Origin of the sequence: Dinghuibacter silviterrae, assembly GCF_004366355.1 — a bacterium.
Classification (GTDB): domain Bacteria; phylum Bacteroidota; class Bacteroidia; order Chitinophagales; family Chitinophagaceae; genus Dinghuibacter; species Dinghuibacter silviterrae.
This window is the reverse complement of sequence record NZ_SODV01000002.1, coordinates 389998-409263: the sequence shown is the minus strand read 5'-3', so window position 1 is coordinate 409263 and position 19266 is coordinate 389998. Positions and strand designations below refer to the sequence as shown.

15 protein-coding genes are annotated in these 19266 nt (G+C 56.1%); 4 read left to right on the top strand and 11 right to left on the bottom strand.

Annotation, left to right across the window (positions count from 1 at the left end):
* The 4 genes from EDB95_RS18860 to EDB95_RS18845 form a co-directional block, all read right to left on the bottom strand.
* Window positions 1–1092 carry an efflux RND transporter periplasmic adaptor subunit gene (locus EDB95_RS18860; RefSeq protein ID WP_133995855.1) on the bottom strand — a complete coding sequence of 364 codons (1092 nt, stop codon included), beginning with the start codon at window positions 1090–1092 and terminating at the stop codon, window positions 1–3.
* 10 nt (window positions 1093–1102) lie between these two features.
* The gene (locus tag EDB95_RS18855; protein ID WP_133995853.1) at window positions 1103–2449 is read right to left on the bottom strand and encodes a TolC family protein; all 1347 of its coding nucleotides are present in this window, start codon (window positions 2447–2449) and stop codon (window positions 1103–1105) included.
* 70 nt (window positions 2450–2519) lie between these two features.
* Entirely contained in the window at window positions 2520–3782 is a 1263-nt protein-coding gene (locus EDB95_RS18850) for a PorV/PorQ family protein (RefSeq protein WP_133995851.1), read from the bottom strand.
* A 34-nt stretch (window positions 3783–3816) separates the two neighbouring features.
* Window positions 3817–5166, bottom strand: a complete 1350-nt coding sequence (locus tag EDB95_RS18845; protein ID WP_162852685.1) for a DUF4270 family protein — start codon at window positions 5164–5166, stop codon at window positions 3817–3819.
* 319 nt (window positions 5167–5485) lie between these two features.
* Between EDB95_RS18845 and EDB95_RS18840 the strand changes: the two genes are divergently transcribed.
* Complete coding sequence (locus tag EDB95_RS18840; protein ID WP_133995847.1) at window positions 5486–6586, top strand: Kelch repeat-containing protein; 1101 nt, start codon at window positions 5486–5488, stop codon at window positions 6584–6586.
* Complete coding sequence (locus tag EDB95_RS18835) at window positions 6567–6938, top strand: DUF4907 domain-containing protein (protein ID WP_133995845.1); 372 nt, start codon at window positions 6567–6569, stop codon at window positions 6936–6938. The genes EDB95_RS18840 and EDB95_RS18835 overlap by 20 nt, the downstream gene beginning before the upstream one ends.
* An 87-nt stretch (window positions 6939–7025) precedes the next feature.
* Here EDB95_RS18835 and EDB95_RS18830 read toward each other — a convergent pair whose 3' ends face one another.
* The 4 genes from EDB95_RS18830 to EDB95_RS18815 all read right to left on the bottom strand — a co-directional run bounded on the left by EDB95_RS18830 (window position 7026) and on the right by EDB95_RS18815 (window position 10193).
* Entirely contained in the window at window positions 7026–7739 is a 714-nt protein-coding gene (locus EDB95_RS18830) for a LytR/AlgR family response regulator transcription factor (protein ID WP_133995843.1), read from the bottom strand.
* Between the two features lie 25 nt (window positions 7740–7764).
* The gene (locus EDB95_RS18825) at window positions 7765–8448 is read right to left on the bottom strand and encodes a LytR/AlgR family response regulator transcription factor (protein ID WP_133995841.1); all 684 of its coding nucleotides are present in this window, start codon (window positions 8446–8448) and stop codon (window positions 7765–7767) included.
* Window positions 8449–8451: 3 nt separating this feature from the next.
* A complete protein-coding gene (locus tag EDB95_RS18820; protein WP_133995839.1) occupies window positions 8452–9717 on the bottom strand; it encodes a sensor histidine kinase in 1266 nt (421 codons plus the stop codon).
* 92 nt (window positions 9718–9809) lie between these two features.
* Window positions 9810–10193: a winged helix-turn-helix transcriptional regulator gene (locus tag EDB95_RS18815; RefSeq protein WP_133995837.1), complete on the bottom strand. Its 384-nt coding sequence runs from the start codon at window positions 10191–10193 to the stop codon at window positions 9810–9812.
* A gap of 158 nt (window positions 10194–10351) precedes the next feature.
* Here EDB95_RS18815 and EDB95_RS18810 point away from each other — a divergent pair, with 158 nt between their 5' ends.
* Together EDB95_RS18810 and EDB95_RS18805 are read left to right on the top strand one after the other, a co-directional pair.
* Window positions 10352–11629, top strand: coding sequence for a PQQ-dependent sugar dehydrogenase (locus tag EDB95_RS18810; protein ID WP_133995835.1), 1278 nt, complete (start codon window positions 10352–10354; stop codon window positions 11627–11629).
* Window positions 11630–12382, top strand: coding sequence for an NIPSNAP family protein (locus EDB95_RS18805; RefSeq protein WP_133995833.1), 753 nt, complete (start codon window positions 11630–11632; stop codon window positions 12380–12382).
* On the opposite strand, the gene EDB95_RS18800 is transcribed toward EDB95_RS18805, so the two are convergent.
* The 3 genes from EDB95_RS18800 to EDB95_RS18790 all read right to left on the bottom strand — a co-directional run bounded on the left by EDB95_RS18800 (window position 12345) and on the right by EDB95_RS18790 (window position 19151).
* Window positions 12345–13922 (bottom strand): FG-GAP repeat domain-containing protein, encoded by a 1578-nt coding sequence (locus EDB95_RS18800; protein WP_133995831.1) that lies wholly within the window; start codon window positions 13920–13922, stop codon window positions 12345–12347. The genes EDB95_RS18805 and EDB95_RS18800 overlap by 38 nt on opposite strands.
* Window positions 13923–13998: 76 nt before the next feature.
* On the bottom strand, window positions 13999–15789 hold the full coding sequence (locus tag EDB95_RS18795; RefSeq protein WP_133995829.1) for a RagB/SusD family nutrient uptake outer membrane protein: 1791 nt from the start codon (window positions 15787–15789) through the stop codon (window positions 13999–14001).
* A gap of 20 nt (window positions 15790–15809) precedes the next feature.
* Window positions 15810–19151, bottom strand: coding sequence for a SusC/RagA family TonB-linked outer membrane protein (locus tag EDB95_RS18790; protein ID WP_133995827.1), 3342 nt, complete (start codon window positions 19149–19151; stop codon window positions 15810–15812).
* Window positions 19152–19266: the final 115 nt, after the last annotated feature.

The following is a 19266-nucleotide window of genomic DNA, read 5'->3' as shown; positions in this document are numbered from 1 at the left end:
TTATTTGAGTTTCACCACACTCTTGTCGTGCAGGCGCTGGATACCATCCCGGGCGATGACGTCCCCGGGCTTCAGCCCGTCGAGCACCACGACCAGGGCGCCGTTCCTGGAGCCCAACTTCACGCGCTGCTGACGGACGGTGGAATCCTGGACGACAAAGACGAAGTATTCGCTCATTTGCTCCACGGCCGCGATCATCGGGATAACGGTCTGCGGTCCGCCCGATGGATTGAGCACGCGTACGTTGACGCTTAGCCCCGCCCTGAGGTCGTTCATTTTGTTGGGCGCGGTCACCCGGACCGTGATCGTCCCCATCTGGGGGTCCACCGCCCGGTCCATGGTATAAAAGGTGCCAAAGGCCGGGTAACGCGTCTGATCGGGGAGGTACAGCGTGAACAGGGAGTCCAGCCGGCCAAACTGATGCAGCACCTTTTCAAAGGCCGGGAGCTGTTTTTCGTCCAGTTGGAAATCCACCGCCATGGGGTCGTCGCTGGAGATGGTATTGAGGATCGTGGAGCCTTGGGTGACAACCGCGCCCAGCCTGACCTGGGAAATCCCGATCGTACCGTCGAATGGCGCCGTGATCGACGCATATTTCAGGTCCGTGCCGGCACTGGCCATGGCCGCCTTGGCCGCCTCGACCTGTGCCTGGTCCGACTTCTGGGCGCTCACGGCATAGTCCAGCTTTTGTTTGGCCACGGCGTCCTGCTGGTAGAGACGGGTATAGCGATCCACGTCCTGCTGGTCCTTGACAAGGGAGGCCTCCGCCGTGTGCAGGCTGGCGACGGCCTGGTCATACGCCGCCTGGTATTTTCGTTTATCAATCTCATACAGCAATGCCCCCTGGCGGACGTGTTGTCCGTCCTTAAAAAAGATGCCGGTGACGTACCCTTGGACGTCCGCGTGTATGTCCACCTGCCGCAAAGGCACCACCTTTCCGGGGTAGACCGTGGAAAACGTCATGTTTTGTTCCTTCACCGTGTCGGTCGTGATGGGGACAGGGGGAACCGCCACCGGCGCCGGGGCGGATGTGCTCCCGCAGGAGGACAGGACCAGGGCGGTCGCCGCCAATAACTGTAGACGTATCGTCATGACTCGTACATTAATTGATGTTTATATTGACCGTACCCAGGGCCTTGAGCACGTCCATCTTGTCACTGAGCAAAGAGAAAAGGGCATCCAGGCCGGTGATCTCCGCTGTCCGGAGCGACGTTTCCGCGGTGATCACGTCGAGGTAGGTTTTGATCCCTTCCTTGTACTGAAGGGTGACCGTCGCATAGACTTCTTTGGACAAAGTGATGTTGTCCTGGGACACCCGCCAGTTGTCCAGGTCCCCGCGATACGCCGCCATGGCGGTCGTATACTGGGTATTGATCACCCGTTTGGTATCCTCCAGCCGGAGGTCCACCAGGTCTGCACTCAGCTTCGCCGCGCGCATCGCATAGACGCGCTTGAACCCCTGGAAGATCGGGATACCCAGCGTAACCCCCAGGTAAGAATTGGGGTAGTTGGCGTTGTATACCTTGCTAAACGTGTTGTTCCCGTAAAACAGGTTATAGTCGTAGAAAAAAGAAAGGCTGGGCAGCCAGCCGTACCGCTGATAGTCATACTGGGCGGTGGCCAGCGTTTTTAGCGTCTGGAGGCTTTGTACTTCCACCCGGCGGTTGTAGTCCAGTTGCTGGGTCGTGTCCAGCATGGCCTCGGCCACCATGGCTGCCGAATCCGACTGGAGCTTCAGGACGGAGTCCACCGGAAAACCCAGGAGTTGCTTGAGGTAAGCGTATTTCGCGGGGATGGCCAGCGCCGCCTGCCGGTATTGCACCTGTGCGGTATTGAACTGGATGACGGCCTGTTTGTAGTCGGTCTTGTCGACGATACCCGACTGGTATTGGTTGTAGGTATCCTTTACGCTTTGCTCCAGCCGCCGCACGTCCTCTAAAAGGATCCCCAGTTGGAGCTCGCTGGTATATACGCTGTAGTACGCCTTGCTGACATCCACCACCAGGTCGATCCGGGCGCTGTCCACGGATTCCCCCGCGTAGCGGCGGTAAAACTTCGACGTCCGCGCCGCCAGCATCACGTCCCGGTTATACAGGTTCTGGGTCGCGGAAATTCCGATCTGGGAGGTATTCTTTACCCCGCTGGCCACCGGCACATAACCCGTGGCGCCCGGGGTGATGAGGGATGCCGGCAGAAAGGAAACCGGGAGCTGGATGTTGTGCTGGAAGTCGCCGTTCCCGTTGACCTGGGGCAGCCAGTCGGACAAGGCCCCCTTAACCTGGTAGTCGACGATCCGCTGATTGACTAAGGAAGCCCTCAACCCAGGCTGGTGATGAACGGCATAGCGCAGACACGAGGCCATATCCATCACGACCGTATCCGTCTGGGCATACGCGCAGCGGCTTAGGAGAGCCAACGCGAGCAGGCAAATACAAAGGTTCTTTGGCATAGCACGAAGAGGTGTATGCCGAAAGTAGCCCAAATTTGGGTTGTGGTAAAAAATAACTACACCAGCGGTACTAGAGCACTCTGCGGCCCCGGGTAAACCAGCGGTCCCAGTAGTGGATCGTCACCGTCAGGCGAACAAAGTTCTCTTTGAGGGCCCCCTGCTCGTAGTTGCTCGTCGTCCCGTATTCCAACGCAAGGTGGTAGCCCCATTGCGGGTAACGGAGGGGGTTGATCCCCAAACCGACCGAAGCACCCCATTCGAGAACGGGATACCCGTCGACGCTGACGTAGGTCTTTTGGTAATAGCCCCCCAGCTGGTAGTAGACGTGTTCGACGGGGGTATTGAGGATGTTGGTCTTTTTCGAGATTTCCATACCGGCGGAATAACGGTCGCTGTTCCCCAGCGCATACCCGGTCCCCGAGTAGCCCAGGGGGGTCCACAGTTGGCGGCTGAAGTCCCCTAAGAACGTGATCCGCTTCATCGCGGTTTCCTTCGATAGGGCAAAACCACCCCCATATCCTTGCGGCAGTTGGAAGACGTTCCGGTCCAGCAGCGCGTTCCCGTTGGGCAGCACGGCCCCGTTCTGGGTGACGCTCAAGCTGTCTTCCGCGTACAACGGCTGTTGGGGCGTCCAGGTAGCCCCAAGGGTCAGCCCCCACTTCTTTTCCCTGCCAAAATGCGTATAATATTGGGCGCCGAAGTCGAAAACAACGTTCCGCATGTACAGGTTGCGGGTCTCTACCAGGTTGGCGTTGGCTGTCGATGCCACCTCGGTTTTGTTGGACTGCATGGCACCGAAGAGGAAAGAGGTATTGACCCCCACGCTGAAGTGTTTACCCAGGGAGAAGCCATTTCCGAAGTAGGCCTTGTGGATGCCGCCCGACCCCGTAAAAGTAACGTTGGCGACCTCCCCCTGGGGACCCAGGGATTCCGTGCCGGTAAAGTCATAGTCCATTTTACTATACGGCATCAGCCCCATGCTGGCGCCCCACCACTTGTTGATTTTCGTGGCAAAGGCGATACGGGTCACTGTGAAGTCGTTGGAGACCTGGTGCGTGTACCCGCTGGCGGCGTTGGCAAACTGGGCACTGCTATAGGACGAATAATCCCCCCTGCCCCCGCCTTCGATGTGGAACATCTGCGTGATAAGGGCCGTATAGGCGGCAGGGTTATTCTGGATGATGTTGTTGTCGCTCCGGTAGGCGATCCCGGTACTGCCCATCCCCGTGGTACGGTTGTACCCGCTGGTCTGGATCTCCCCGATCCCGTAAATGGAATATGGGGAGGAGGTATTTTGGGCTTGTACTCCACCAAAACATGCCAGGGCAACCAATATCAGACAATTTTTTATACGCATTACAGGCAGTCTATAAAGTATTCTTTGTGGACACGTAATATAGGATCACTTCGCTTTGATAGTAGGTGGGCGACGTATACTGGGATTGGTAGTCCTTGTCCCCGAATACGAACCGGTTGAGCGAGCTATAGAAGTAGGTCGAGCTCGGCGCGATGATCAGGCCTCGCTTGTAGGCCGTGGATGTCGGGTCATTCAGTTGCTCCTGCAAATAGGACGTGATGTCGAACGTATACTGCGTGTTCGATGTCCCATAATCCAGGGTGAGGACACCCGTTGACACGGTGCTGCTGGGTTCGTTGCTGTAGTCCGTGGATTCTGCAACCAGGCTGGGCGGGAGCAGGTACTGGGTGGAATAACTTGGTACCAGCGGCCTCAGGATCAACTCCGCCTTTGTGATGATGCGCATGGTCGTGTCCTGCAGCAACATATTCCGGAGATACGGGAACTCGACCTTGGCCGAATACCCCAGCAGGGGGTCGACATAGACAAGGTGGTTGAAATCGGGATCGGTGGAATAGATCTGGCGGACGACCGAGCTATAGCCTCTTTGGAACTTTGTCAGGGGAGCGATGGGCGTGTTCTGGACCTCCATAAACTGGTAGCTGGACTGGGTGAACTTGAACGTCATCGCGTTGATGGAACGGTTCAGGTCCGACGTATGATACCAGAGTTTCATAAAGACACTGTCCTTGTACCCATAAACCAACTGCGGATTTGCCCCATAACCGGAGCTGATACGGATCCCCGGGAAATACACCAGGAACTCGTCGGCGTTCGTAATGGTCGGAGAGTTGTTCTTCATGAGGTTGAAAAACGTCTGGCCAAGGCTGTCGTTGAGGCGGATATAGACCGTGTCCACGACGCTCGGCCTCAGGACGCTCCGGACGTGCCCCAGGACGGGGCTGCGGACGGCAAAGCTGTCGTTGTTGTAAAAGCTGTAGTTCGTGGGCGGGAACAACATCTGCGACGCGATCTGCTCGGCATAAAAGTCCATCGGCTGGGTCGTATCCCCGTAATAATATTTATTGGGCACGACATATAAGACCAACGAATCGTAGTAGTACCCTATCCCCAGGTTGGTCACGGGGGGAGGCGCAAACTCAAAGTAGGTGCGGGTTTTGACCGACCCGAAATAGGGGTCGTCGTAACCGCCGACCATGGCTACCCCTTTGCCGGATGTGGGAACGCTGTCCACAAAGAGGGTGGACAGGACCGGTGTGAGCGTATCTATTTTTACGATCTTCGTCAGCCCGTCGTCGATCTGATTCTGACCGAAAATAATGTTGGCTTTGACACAGCCGCTTAAGCCGTAGACGCCCAAAAGCCCAAGCATCCCCAGCCAGAGCAGCCTAAATCTCATAACCCCTCCTATCATGAATGCAAAAAATTTCGACTGCAATATTATCGTCTTCCCTGTTAGTATTTTGTTAGTATGGATCAAAAGTCGATTCTTATATACCAAATCGAAGATTTTACCTATTAACCTGCTATGATCATATACATCCCTTTTGCGCAATCACGGTTTCAAAACAAGCCTTTTCCCGCAAAACGGCCAATTGTGTCAAAATCGTATATAGAAATAATTAGTTGGTCTATAAAAGTTAGCTGTAATTCCATTTTAACTATTTTAGCGCCGTAATTAAAAATAGTTTAGCCCCCAAATTCAAAAAGTGCAACTAATGAAAGTGCAAAGACTACTGTTTATTGTGTCGATGTCCGTGGTGTTGTTTTCCTGTGGCAATTCGAGCAACAACAACAACGGTGACTGGGTTACGAAAGCTGTCTTCCACGGGCAGAACCGTATCGGTGCTGTCGGTTTTGTCATCGGAGATACCGGTTATGTTTCCACCGGCTTCGATGGTACCTACTACTATAACGACCTCTGGGCCTATGATACGACCAACAACGCCTGGGTACAGCGCGACAGCTTCCCCGGCCCCCGCCGGGCCACGGGTGTTGCCTTCGCCACCTCCGATTATGGTTATGTAGGCGCCGGTTTTAACGGTTCCGGTGTCACCGTAAGCGGCGCGACTCAGTATTATCTGCAGGATTTTTACAAATATAGCCCGACGACCAATTCTTGGACCCAGATCGGCAACCTGCCGCTCACCCAAGGCTCGCCCGGTCTCCGTTTTGCTACGGCCTTCGGTATCGGTGGTACTTATAACATCGGTGGTGTCGTCGGCGGAACCGACGGTCAGTTCAACTACAATACCTTCTACAAGTGGACCGAATCCACGAACACCTGGACTGCGGACAACTCTTACCCCGGCCCCAAACGCGTAGGTTCCGTTTCCTGGGTATACAGCAGCAAGGCCTATGTCATTACCGGCACGGGTGACAACAACACCAACCTGACCGACTTCTGGAGGTACGACCCCAGCCAGTCCGGTTCCAACCAATGGTACCAGTTGCGCAGGATCTCCGGTGTAACCGACCAAAGCTATGACGCCGGTTACCGCATCGTACGCACCGATGCCGTCGCCTGGCAGCAAAACAATGCCGGCGTACCCAAGGCCTACATCACCTTTGGTTCCAACGGCGGTAGCCTGGTGGACTGCTGGGAGTATGATTTTGCCACCGACCTGTGGACACAAAAGAACAACTTCCCTCCCGGTGGTGGACGCGTAGGCGCCGTTGCCCTCACGATCGACGGCCAGGGTTTTGTCGGCCTGGGTGGCACCAGCCTCAGCTCCGGCCCCGGCGGTACCTATTACAGCGACTGGACTGCATTCCTGCCCAACACGCCTTATAACCCCGATGACTATTACGCTCAATAAGAAATCCTGGCTTTCCTGGGCCTTGCCCCTGGTCGGCGCCGCACTGGTGATCTGGTATTATACCGGCACCATGCCGTGGACCCGGCACAAAGGCCATGAAGGTGAGGTATGGCTGGAATGCCGGCCCTTCGAAGTGACCGCCGGTAACGGCTGGGGATACAACATCACCCAGGACGGCAAGCTCCTCATCCACCAGGACCGCATCCCGGGCGTACCCGGCACCAGGCCCTTCCTTAGCAGGGAGGATGCCCTCAAGGTGGGTACGCTCATGATCAGTAAAATGAAAAAAGGACTTTTCCCGCCGGGTGTATCCTACCAGGAAATGCAAGGACTTGGCGTGACACTCAATTGAACATAGTCTTTACTCTATATCCAGCCCATCCGTTCGCGGATGGGCTTTTTTGTGCGCCCACCCTTCGCGCCGGGCGGCGCGGGCGCCCTACGAATTGCTTTCCACGATGTGGAAGAAATCGTTCCGATAGCTGTTCCCGATGGGAATGATCTTTTTCCCTACGGTAATCTCATTGCGCGATATGCTGTCGATATGATGCAGCGATACCACGAACGACCGGTGTACCCGGACAAACACGTCGTCCGGGAGCTTTGAGGAGAAGGTTTTCAGGTTCTGAAGCGTGATCACGGGCTGGGCCTTGGCGGCCAGGTAGATCTGGGTATAGTCCTTCATCCCTTCGCAGAACTGGATGTCCTCGAACTTGATGCGGATGATCTTGTATTCGGAATTGATAAAGATAAAGCCGTCCCGTTTCCAGCGGTTATACCCGCCTTCCTTGGGGCTGTATTTGTTCCGGACAGCCTGACGGATGGTCTCGATGATCTGCTCCTGGGTGGAGGTTTTTGTCAGGAATCCAAATACGCGATTCGCGCCCAGTTCTTCCAAACGGTCGTTTTCCGACAAAAGACAGACGACGGGGGGGACCTTGACGTTGTAGATATAGCTATACGTAGTCAGCGGTTCGACAAAGCCGTAGTCGCAAAAGATCAGGTCCGTATCGGCCAGGGATCCTTCCAGCACGTCCTCCAGCTGTGAGGCACGCTTCTCCAGGATGGCGCCGGGAATGTCCTTCATATGCTGTTCCAGGGCTGTCCACTCCTGGGGCTCCTTGGCCAGGATCAGGCATTTAATACTATGCATACGGACAAATGTAGAAATTTATCCTTTACCCCGGCCGGCGAGTCAGTGCCTGCAACGCCGCCCGGTAGTGATCGCTGACAGGAATCTCCGTTTCCCCCAGGAAAATGCTGTTCTTCCGGATGGAGTGGATACTCTCCACAGATACGATGTAGGACTTGTGGACCCGGATAAACCGCCCCGTGGGAAGCATGTCTTCGATGGTCTTCATACCCATCCGGGTGATAACCGGTTTCGAGACGCCCTTCAGGTAGATCTTGATATAGTCTTTGAGGCCCTCGATCCAGGCAATATCCTTAAAAACGATTTTGACAAGGCTGTAGTCCACGTGGACAAAGAAAAAACCCTCGTCCGTGGACGGACGGAGCTCCCGGGCGCGGTTACACGCTTTTATAAAACGTTCGAGGGATACGGGTTTCAAAAGGTAGTCCACGACCTCCAGGTCGAACCCCTGCAGCGCGTACTTTTCGTAAGCCGTGATGAGGATGACCATGGGCTTGCGCACCTGCGCGTTGATCCATTGCAACCCGGTCATCCCCGGCATCTGGATGTCCATAAAGACCAGGTCGATGTTCCCTTCTTCCAGGGCCCTGGTGGCCTCCACGGTATTCCGGCAGGTTTTCACCAGCTCTAAAAACGGCACCTGCCGGATGTTGTCCTCCAACAGGTCCAACGCCAGTTGTTCATCGTCCACGGCAATACAACGCAACATACGCTACAGTTTTATTTGAAGGAATACGAAAAACCATTCTCCCTCCTTACGGATGTCCAGGGTGTAGCGGTCCTTGTACAACAAGTCCAGCCTTCTCCGGACGTTGGTCAGGCCGATGCCCGGTGTCTTGTCCTCCTGTTCCCCAAAGGTATTTTGAACCGAAAACGCCAAAATCCCGTTCACCGCCTTCCAGGCAATCCGGATGCTCCCATCTCCCAAACCGTCCCGGCCGTGTTTGAACGCATTTTCGACAAAAGGGATCAGGAGCATGGGTTCGATGTCCAGGCCCATATCCCGGGGGCCTGCGTCCACCGTCACCGCCATCGAGCCTGCAAAGCGCTGCCGCTGGAGGTCGATATAGTTCTCAAGATATTCGATTTCTTTGTCCAGCGGTACTTTCCCGTCCGCTTCATAGAGCATATACCGCATCAGCGAGGAAAGCTTGATCAGGGATGGCTCCAGTTGCTGGGAACGCTTCCGGGCCAAAGCAACCATGTTGTTCAGGACGTTAAACATGAAGTGAGGGCTGACCTGCATCCTCAGGAGGGCCAGCTCGGTTTTCAAACTTTCATTTTCCCGCTCCTGCCGGCCCCGTTCTTCCTCCAGCTTGCCCCGGACAAGCCGGTAGATGACCCCAGAGGCGGCGACCAACAGATAGGGGAAAAGGGTGAATTGTAACGGCCCCGGCCACCCGCCCATCGCAGGACCGATAAAAAGGACGAAAAGGATGCGGTTGAATATCAGGAGTCCCGCAAAAAGAAGGACATGGCTGATGGCAAAATACAGGTAGCGCCTGGGTTTGAAAAACGCGGGGATCAGCACCTGGGTATTGAAGTAGAAGACAAGGACGAGCCAGAGGTCGGTAAAGAAGTTGAACCACCCGAAGACGTCGGTCCGGACGGCGCCATTGCGTAGTACTACGCCGCGGCCGTCGAACCGCAGAGCGGGCGTGTCACCGGGGCCGCCCGGGCCACCGTCTCCAAATCCGCCGCTCGCCCCAACCCTGCCGGTACCGGCCGAATCCGCCGGCCCATGCCCGAATCCGCCATCGGCTCGCCGCCCGGAATCCCCGTGCGCAAACCCATCGGGGGGAGGTCCGGGTCTGCCCGCCCGGAAGAAACTATCGACTTCCGCCGGGCGCGGCCCGCGGGCGATAAACCGCCGGTTCGCCGGGGGCCGTAAGAGCACAGGCAAAAGAAAGAAAAGCAGCCACACGGCTGCATGCATCAGCACCACGATTGATTTCCGCCTGTACCAGTGCGCTTTCATGGTGCAAAGTACCGGTATTTCGGGGTAAATGGCGCTGAAATTGAGACCAGGAGACGGTTTCTATCTACGAGCCCGTTGTGACGTCTGCGCGCTTATGCGCCGGCAGTGGCCGCGGCGGCGGCGTGCATCAGCGGAAGCGTCCCGGCAAAGGTACACAGCTGATCGAGCAGTTCCGAAAGCTCGCGTCCCTTCTCTGTGATGGAATACTCCACCCGCGGAGGAACGGTATCCAGTTGCAGCCTGGAGACAAGACCGTACTTTTCCAACTGGCGAAGCCGGTCGGAGAGAATATGGTCACTGATGAATTGCAGGTCCTCCTTGATGGAGGTGAAACGCGCGTGCCCTTCTTCAATGCTGAACAAGGTTTCGCACAACCAGCGTTTGCTGACCAGGTAAAGGAGTTCGTTCAACTCACATTTTTCTTCCAGGAACGATTGGTTGAGGTAGTTGGTTGAATTTAATTTTCTTTCCGCCATCGTTAAAGTTTTAAATTGTGTGGGCGCCCCGCGGAGCCATGCCAGACTATCGAAATAATGAGTACGGGCGCATTTGCAAATAGCACTTATTTTGCTTCTCGTGTATTACCATTCATCAAATATGAAATTAACATATGGTACCTAATCGTTGTATTCGTATGGCCCTTTTGGCGCTGACGCTGCTGGGCATCAATTCGTTGCAAGCCGGCAACGGAACACCCCCGGCAAAAAAGACCGCAAAACCCAAGCCGGTTCCTGCGGACGTTGTCCTAAAATTGCCGACCGGTTTTCACGCCGCTGTTTTTGCGGAAGGTCTGGGGCAACCCCGCCACATCGTCGTTACCAAACAAGGTGACGTGTACGTAAAACTCAACAGGGTTAAAAACGGCAAGGGCATTCTCCGCCTGCGGGACACCAACGGAGACGGAAAGGCCGATGACATCACGGGCTTCGGGGATTACGGGGGCACCGGGATCGCGATCAAGAACGGCTACCTTTATGCTTCTTCGGACGAAGAGATCTTTCGTTATAAACTCGACGACAAAGGACAGGTGATCGACCCCGATCATCCGGAGCGGATCGTGACCGGGCTCCTCAACCGTCACGAACACGAGTCCAAGTCCATCATCCTGGACGATGCGGGCAACCTGTATACCAATGTAGGAGCCTATTCCAACATCTGCCAGGTCGAGGACCGGGCCAAGGGTTCCCCCGGGCAACGCCCCTGTCCCATCCTGGACTCCGCCGGCGGTATCTGGCAGTTCAAGGCCGACCAGACCGACCAGACCTATGGTACGGGTGTCCGGTATGCCACCGGTCTTCGCAACGTCGTTGGTCTCGACTGGAACAATACCACGAACTCGCTTTTTGTCATGATGCACGGACGTGACCAGCTCCACGAACTTTTTCCCGATCTCTATACCCAGGAAATGGGCAACGAGCTGCCCGCCGAAACCATGTACGAACTCCATAAAGGATCCAATTGCGGCTGGCCCTACATCTATTACGACCAGATCCAGCACAAAAAGATCCTTTGCCCCGAGTACGGCGGGGACGGCAAAAAGACCGCGGGTGAAGATGCACAGGACCCCATCATCGCCTTCCCCGGGCACATGGCGCCCAACGGGCTTCTTTTCTATACCGGCAACCAATTCCCGGCGCGGTATAAGAATGGGGCCTTCGTTGCATTCCACGGCTCCTGGAACCGTCAGCCCCAGGAAAAAGGATATTTTGTCGTCTTCGTGCCTTTCAAGAACGGAAAGCCCACGGGTAAATGGGAAGTGTTTGCCGACAACTTCGCCGGCACCACCGACATCACCAGCCCCGGCAAGGCGGCCCACCGCCCCTGCGGCCTGGCCCAGGGACCCGACGGTTCGCTGTACGTCACGGACGATGCCCACGGTACCATTTTCAAAATATCCTACACCGGTCAATAAATGAAGTATTTCTGGACTTGCCTGCTGCTCGCCTGTTGGGGAGCGGCAGGCGCTGTTCCGCCGGGTTATTACCAGCTCCGTGTCTACCGCGTCACCCAGGCGCAACTTCCCGGGCTGGAAAAATTTATGGCGGATGCGTTTGTACCTGCCCTGCACAGGGCAGGGATTCCCTCCGTCGGGGTATTCATCCCCGTGTCCCCCGACACCGGTACGTTATACGTCCTGATTCCATTCAAAACGCCGGACGCATGGCAAAAACTCGATAAGACCCTGGCGAAGGACGAGGCGTTTGCGCGGGACGGCCGGGACATCCTGCAGGCGCCCTTCGATCACCCACCCTACCTCCGGATGGAATCCATCCTTTTGCGGGCCTTCCCGGACATGCCCGCTCCCGCGGTCCCGGACCTGAAGGCGCCCAAAAGCGAGCGCGTATATGAATTGCGCAGCTATGAAAGCGCCACGGAGGCCCTCCACGAAAACAAGGTCCGTATGTTCAACGAAGGCGGGGAAGTCACGCTTTTCAAGCGTCTTGGTTTCAACGCCGTCTTTTATGCGGACGTTCTTTCCGGGTCCCATGAGCCCAACCTGATGTACATGACCACCTTTGAAAACAAGGCCGACCGGGACCAGCACTGGAACACCTTCAGCAACGACCCGGAGTGGAAAAAGCTGGTCTCCTCGACGGAATACCAGCACAACGTGTCCAAGGCGGACATCATTTTCCTGAGACCGGAGGCTTTTTCCGATTTTTAAGTAACATATAAGGCGGCCCTTTTTTCCAATCCGTTGCTGAAGACAGGAATCCAGGCCCCACCGAACAATTTCCCAATAAAATATCGGGGGTACCGTTCCCGTCGAAGTCCCCCACGTCCATGGTGATCCAGCGTCCCAGCTTTCCCTCGGGAAGCGTATAAGGATGGTAGTCAAAGTTCCCTTCGTTGCTGAGGTAGACGAACCCCTCCCCGGGCTGGCGCTTGAAGTCGGCGAAGTAGGCAATGGCCGCGATGTCCAGATCGCCGTCTCCGTCGAAATCCCGGGCCACGGCCTTGTAACAGCCGTTCATGGGAAAGAACCAGCGCTGGTGGAAGTGGTTGTGTCCATCGTTTAGAAAAATATACACCCCGTGGTAGGGTTTGAGCACGGTGGAAAAGTCGCCGTTGTCCCCGCAGGTGTATAGGATATCCGGGTAACCGTCACCGTTAAAGTCATCCAGCTCGAAATACGTGGACCCATAACAGGGCGGAAAACGCAACAGCGCCTGCTCTTCAAAGACGCCATGGCCCTTGTTGGTGTACAGGAATATGCCCTCGTCTCCCTGTGCGAACTGGGCCCAGATATCGGGCAGGCCGTCGTGGTTGTAATCCTGTATATATACCCGGATAGCCCCGGGTACGTCCCTGAGCACGTGCCGCTCGTACCGGCCATCCCCCTTGTTGTCCCACCAGCTCAACGCGCCCTTGATAAACCCGAACTCGCAAACGACAATATCGGGTCGTCCGTCTCCGTTCAGGTCACCCACGGCCAGTTGGACCGGGCGGCGGAGACCGCCAAAAACCGTATCGGCGGCGCTAAAGCGGTTCCCTTTTGTGCGCAGCTTCTCCACCCTGCCCACTGTCGCATTGTTGGGTGCCAATATACCAATGTCACACGCAAGGATGCTGTCACCCTGGAACGCAAGGTCGGTAACGGGTCCGCGCAGGTGGACCGAATCCGTGAGGGCAAGAGCCCTATTCCCGATATAAGTGTTCCCGTTGATCGCGTCGCTGGTGTAGAAGACGCCTCGTGCGGTGTCCATTCGGGTGAGAACGGTGGCGGGTTTATAAAGGCGTTCCGCCGGCAGGTGCGGCTCGAACAACGACAGCCCCTCCGCGATCGGGTACGCCCGTTTTTGTCCCGGCAGGCTGTCCGGGGACACGGCCGTGTAATAATCCACGATATACCCCCATTCCTCTTCAGACAGCTGTGGGCTGGCCGGGTAAAACGCCCGCCCCACATTGGGATCGCTTGCGTTGGAAGGATAGTTTTGGTTTTGGTAGGACCAAATACCCAGGCGCGGTCCCATCTCCGGCAGGACGCCGTTTTTCCAACTGTTCATGTCCAGGAGTTCCGGGCCGGGCAAGAGGTGACAGGACGCACAATACTGCGCCGCCAGCACTTCTCCTTTGGCAATGTTTTCATCCGGGGTGTCTCCGTGGTGTGTATTCTTGTGATAGGTCTTGGGATGCCCTCCCTGCGAGACACAGGCAGACACAACAATGATGGCGGCGACAACGAAGCTTTGGCGATAACGCATAGACACAATATAAAAAATTGGGGCGGCTTTTGAAGGCCGCCCCTTGTCGTTTTGACATTCCGAAAGCAGAAAATCCTTAGTTGTATCCCGTGTTTTGTTTCAGCTTCCCGTTGGAAAGGGAAATCTGGTTGGACGGGATCGGGAAGTACTCGTTTTTGTTGGCGGTAAAGTTCCCGGTCGACAGGTCGCCCGTGATCTTGCCTTCAAACGAGTAGTACGCGTTCATCGTCTGGGCGGCGATACCCCAGCGCGCCAGGTCGAAGAAGCGGTGTCCTTCGCACGCCAGCTCCAGCTTACGCTCGAAGTAGATGGCGGGCAGGGCCGTGGATGCCGTGAAATAACCCGAGGGATACGGGCTGATCACGTAGTGCGCGGCGGGTGTCGTGGAAAACCCGCCCGTCGGGTTGGAATTACTCTTGTATTGGTAGAGGATGTTCGCGGGATTGGCCGCGCGGTTGCGGACATCGTTCACATAGGTCTCCGCCTGTGCATAGTTGCCCAGTTGTGCTTCAGCCTCGGCAGCCATCAGCAATACATCCGCAAAACGGATGACGTGCAGGTTGATGGCCGACCCGGGCGCCCAGGTGCTTTGGTCGGAATACGTCCCGGCCGATGCTTGCCAGTACAGGTTCTTCTTGTTGGAGTAGGGGCCGGCGGAAGCCTGGTCCCGGATCCAGTTGTAACCGGGGTGCAGGCCCCAGTCGTGGACGGGGATGCCCCTGCGGGCCACGGTCCAGTCGAGACGGGGATCGATGTTCCCGGCGTCGGGTGTAAAGGGTTGAGCGGAGGTAAGCCCTTCGTCGTTGGCGATGCCATGACTGTTATACGTGGTGACGTACGGCAGGCCGTTGGCGTCCGTGCGATAGGAATTGGCGAGGTCCACAGACGGCTGGAAAAAGCCGCAGCAGCGGAAGGGGCTGTTGTACGGGAAGTTAAGCATATCGCCCCCGTTGGCATGGGCGATGGACAAGGTCCCGTCGTTGGCCACCATCTGTACGTCAAACACCGACTCCTTGTTGTTCTTTACCGACGCATCGAAATTGTCTTCGAAACGGTCCGTCAGACCATAGGACAACCCGTTGGATGTTTCTCCGCCGGTCCCGGTGCCCCCGTAGCTGGAAGGGATGATCTGGTCGTACAAGGCTTTGGCCTGAGCCCATTTTTGTTCATAGATATAGACCTTCGCGAGGTAGCACATCGCCGCCCACTTATTGCACTGCCCGACATTGGGCTGGGTGGCGGGAAGGCTGTCCATGGCGGACGTGAAATCTGCTTCGATCTTCGGGTAAATATCCGCGTCGTTGGGCTGGTTGTAGTCCGTGGTGGTTTCGTCGATCCAGGGCACCATGTGGAAATAGCGCCGGAGCTCGAAATAGAAGTGCCCTCTCAGGAAATGGGCTTCCGCGGCAAACTCGATGGCGTCCGCCGAGCTGATCGATGGGGATATTTTCAGCGTGGCCAGGACGTTGTTGCAACGGTCCACCCCTTCGTAGAGCGATATCCATTTGTCGTTAAAAAACCCATTGGAAGAAACCTCCTGGGCATTGGCGATCGGCACGATCGGCGGCTGGTCACTGATGGAGCTACCCTTGTGGGAATCCCCCCCGGCGACACTTCCGTAGATCCAGTTGGAAGGGGAGGCTTCCCAGGCATTGCCGCCGCCCAACGCTGTGTTGCCCGCGCCTTCCTGGTACATGGCTGCATACGCCCCGTTTAACAAGGCTTGCACCCCTGCTGTATTTTCGATTTGCGCCTGGGTCAGCGAACCCTGGGGTGTTTTGTTCAGGAATTTCTTACCACAGCCCAACCCCAGCAAAGCCATCGAGGCGGCAAGCGGCATCCAAAGTCTATATTTATTCGTTTTCATGATCATTTCTTCGTTTTGTCTTAGAAGGTTAATTGAAGACCGAGAAGGTACTGCCGGGGATTTGCGTACGCGCCTTCGTCTATACCGAAGTCCGTCGTTGAATTCTGCGCCATCCCGTTGGTGCCCGCCACCGTGTTGACGGAGATTTCCGGATCGAGCCCGGAATACTTGGTCACCGTAAACAAATTGATGGCCTGGACATAGATCCGGCAACGGGTAATCCCGATCCTGCTCAACCGCGTGGGATTGAGGGTATACCCGAGGGTCATGTTTTTGGCCCGGAGATAAGATCCCTTTTCCACGAAGTAAGAATTGGGGACCGTGTTGGTGCTGGCGTTGCTGCCGTTGATGGCATCCTGGATGGGCGCCTTGCCGCTCTGCTTGCTGAACGTCCAGGAATCATACAAAGCCGTCTGGCTGCTGGCCGCGCCGGGGAAGGATGCATAGAAGTCCGTCCACCATTTGACGTTGTTCCAGATGTCGTTGCCGTACACCCAGTACAGGAAAACGCTGAAGTCAAAATTCTTGTAAGACAACCCAAGGTTGGACCCGAGGTTGAACTTGGGGTTCGGGTTCCCGAGGAATTCCTTGGAGTTGGCGGTAATATACCCCTGGTGGGCGCCGTCTTCATAACGGAACCGGCCGACACCTTCATCCGGCTGGTACTGGGTAACAGCCCCTGCGGACGCTTTTTGCGCCGCCTGGTCCGCCGCGGTGATCTGGGCCTGGCTGTTCCAGAAACCGGCGATCTTATACCCATAGAAGGCGCTCACGGGGTGACCGACTTCGTTGCGGATGATATAGCTACCGTTAAACCGCCGCCCGTCCAGGTCGAAATAAGGATCCCCGCTGGCGTCGATCTGTTTGATGACGTTGTGGAAAGTCGTAAAGGTCAGCGTCCCGTTGAACTGGAGGTCGCGCGTGATGTTCGTCTGACCGCTGATCATGATGTCGATACCGTTGTTGGTCATCCGGCCGACGTTGTACGCGGGCACGGTGGCGGCGCCTTGGGTACCTATCAGAGTGGTGGCGTACAACAGGTCCTTGATGGTCTTGGCATAATAGTCGGCGGTGATGGACAACTTACCCTGGAAGAGGGTCATGTCGAAACCGATGTTCGAGTTGACGTCCGATTCCCATTTGGCCGCGGGGTTGCCGATCTGGGATACGCTAAGACCCAGTTGGGGCGCCCCACCGCCGATGGGATAGTAGGTCGTTTGTTTGTTGGCCCCATAGAGGGTATACGCATTCGCGTCGAGGGCGTTAAACTGGTTCCCCATGATCCCCCATGATCCCCTGATCTTCAGTTCGGTCAGCCAGCGGACGCTTTTCAGAAAGTCTTCCTGGGACACACGCCAACCTGCACTCACCGCGGGGAAATTACTGTACTGGTTGTCCGGGAATTTGGAAGACCCGTCCCGGCGGAACGTTCCACCGATCAGGTACCTGTCCTTATAGGCATAGTCCACCCGGCCGATATAGGAGAACAAGGATTCCCCACCACCCAGTGAATTCAGACTATACCCGGGTAAGTTGTTGCTGTTGGAATAATTGGTTGACGTACCATAACCCGACGTCAGGTTGACGAAATTCGGGTCGTTGGTGAAATACCCCTGGGTCGATCCGCCGTAGTTGTGGTTGATGAAATCGTAGGCTTCGATCCCCCCGATCACTTTCAGGCTGTGATCTCCTTTGACCAGGTTATAGGTGAGCGTATTGGTCCAGGTCCAGTCGCCGCCGTTGTAGCCATTTTCGAGGTAGGTGGCGATGGTGTATTGCGGTTCGGCGTTGTAAAAGTCCGGTGTTTGGTACTGGTGATTCCAGTCGCTGTAGTATTCACCCCCGAAACTGGTCCGGAACGTCAGGTTCTTGAGGACGTCGGCTTCTCCCCACACGTTACCGAAGATTCTTTGATATTGTCCGCGGTCGTTGCGGGTGTTGTATTGGAGCGCTACCGGGTTCCTGGGGTTGTTCAACCCCTTTGGTGCCGAACCGGCGAAATTGCCGCCGATGTCGTACACCGGGATGATGGGGTTTTCGCGCATGGCGAAACCGATAGGACTGCCTTCCACCAGGGTTCCGCTCTGGGACTGGGGGTTTTGGGTGGAGGAATACGCCATGTTCTCCCCGACCCGGATGCGGGACGTGAAGTTATACGTGGCATTGGCCCTGATCGTATACCGTTTCAGGTAGGTCTCGATCATCGTCCCTTCCTGGTCGAAATAGCTCAGCGACATCAGGTAACTGCCCTGGTCGGTCGCACCCGACACACTCAGGTTATGCGACTGGATCTGCGCGGGTTTGAACAGCTCGTGGTACCAATCCGTCCCGGTCTTGTTCGCTTTTGCGATCTGGTAGTAGTTAGCCCCCGTAGGATCCGCGAATTCCAGCGAAGGATTGACGGCGGGTGAACCCGAGGCAAAACCACCGGATTGCGCCACCCCGTTCAGTGTACCGTTGACCAGGTAATCCGGAAGGACCGGTGAAGCACCGCTTCCATAGATCGCATTCCCCAACGTCGTAGGCGAGCTTGGGTTGAGGGTATTGTAGTTGGTTTGTGCCTGGTACAACAGCGTGCCCTCATCCGTGGGGTTCAGGATATGGAAGGCATTCCCGCCCTTCGGTTGCTGGGTGCCGTAAAAACCATCGTAGGTGATTTTTACGCGTCCGCTCCCCTTCCGGGTCGTGATGATGATGACGCCATTGGACGCCCTGGAACCGTAAATGGAAGCGGCCCCTGCGTCTTTCAACACCTGCATCGTCGCGATATCCGCGGTATTGATGTCGGAGACACTTTGTGTCGGCACTCCGTCGATGACGAACAACGGGCTGTTGTTCCCAAAGGAGTTAAAGCCGCGGATGTGAATCACGGGCGACTGGCCGGGTTCACCGGAGCTCACGACCGATACGCCGGACGCCTGCCCCTGGAGCATGTTTACGGCATCAGGCACGGGCTGTTTCTTTGCGTCGGTCAGGTCGACGACTGCAACAGCACCCGTCAGATCCTTTTTCCGCTGGGTGGTATAACCCGTGACCACCACTTCGTTCAGGGTGTTGCTTTTTTCGACGAGGGTAACCGTCACTTCCGTGCCGGAAAGCGTCACCGTCTGGTCCTGGTAGCCGATGGAGGAAATGTCCAACCGCGTCCTGCCTGCGGGAAGCGTCAGGGAGAAAACCCCGTTCCCGTCCGTGACAGCCGCCACCTTCGCCCCCACCACCTGGACAGTAGCGCCGGGGACACCTAATTTCGAGGAAGCGGCGATTACCTTACCGGTAATCCTGGTTTGTGCATAGGAAGAAATGCTTATGAGGGTGGCTAGGAGCAACAGCCAACCCCTCAAGCAATCGAGTTTTGGTTTCATTTGGAACAATCGTTTTAAGTAGTAAGGAATGCAATTCAACGCGCCCAAATAAATAATTGTTAACCGGTTGTTATAATACTATTTTAACAAAGTCTTGACGAGTGATTTTCAAAAT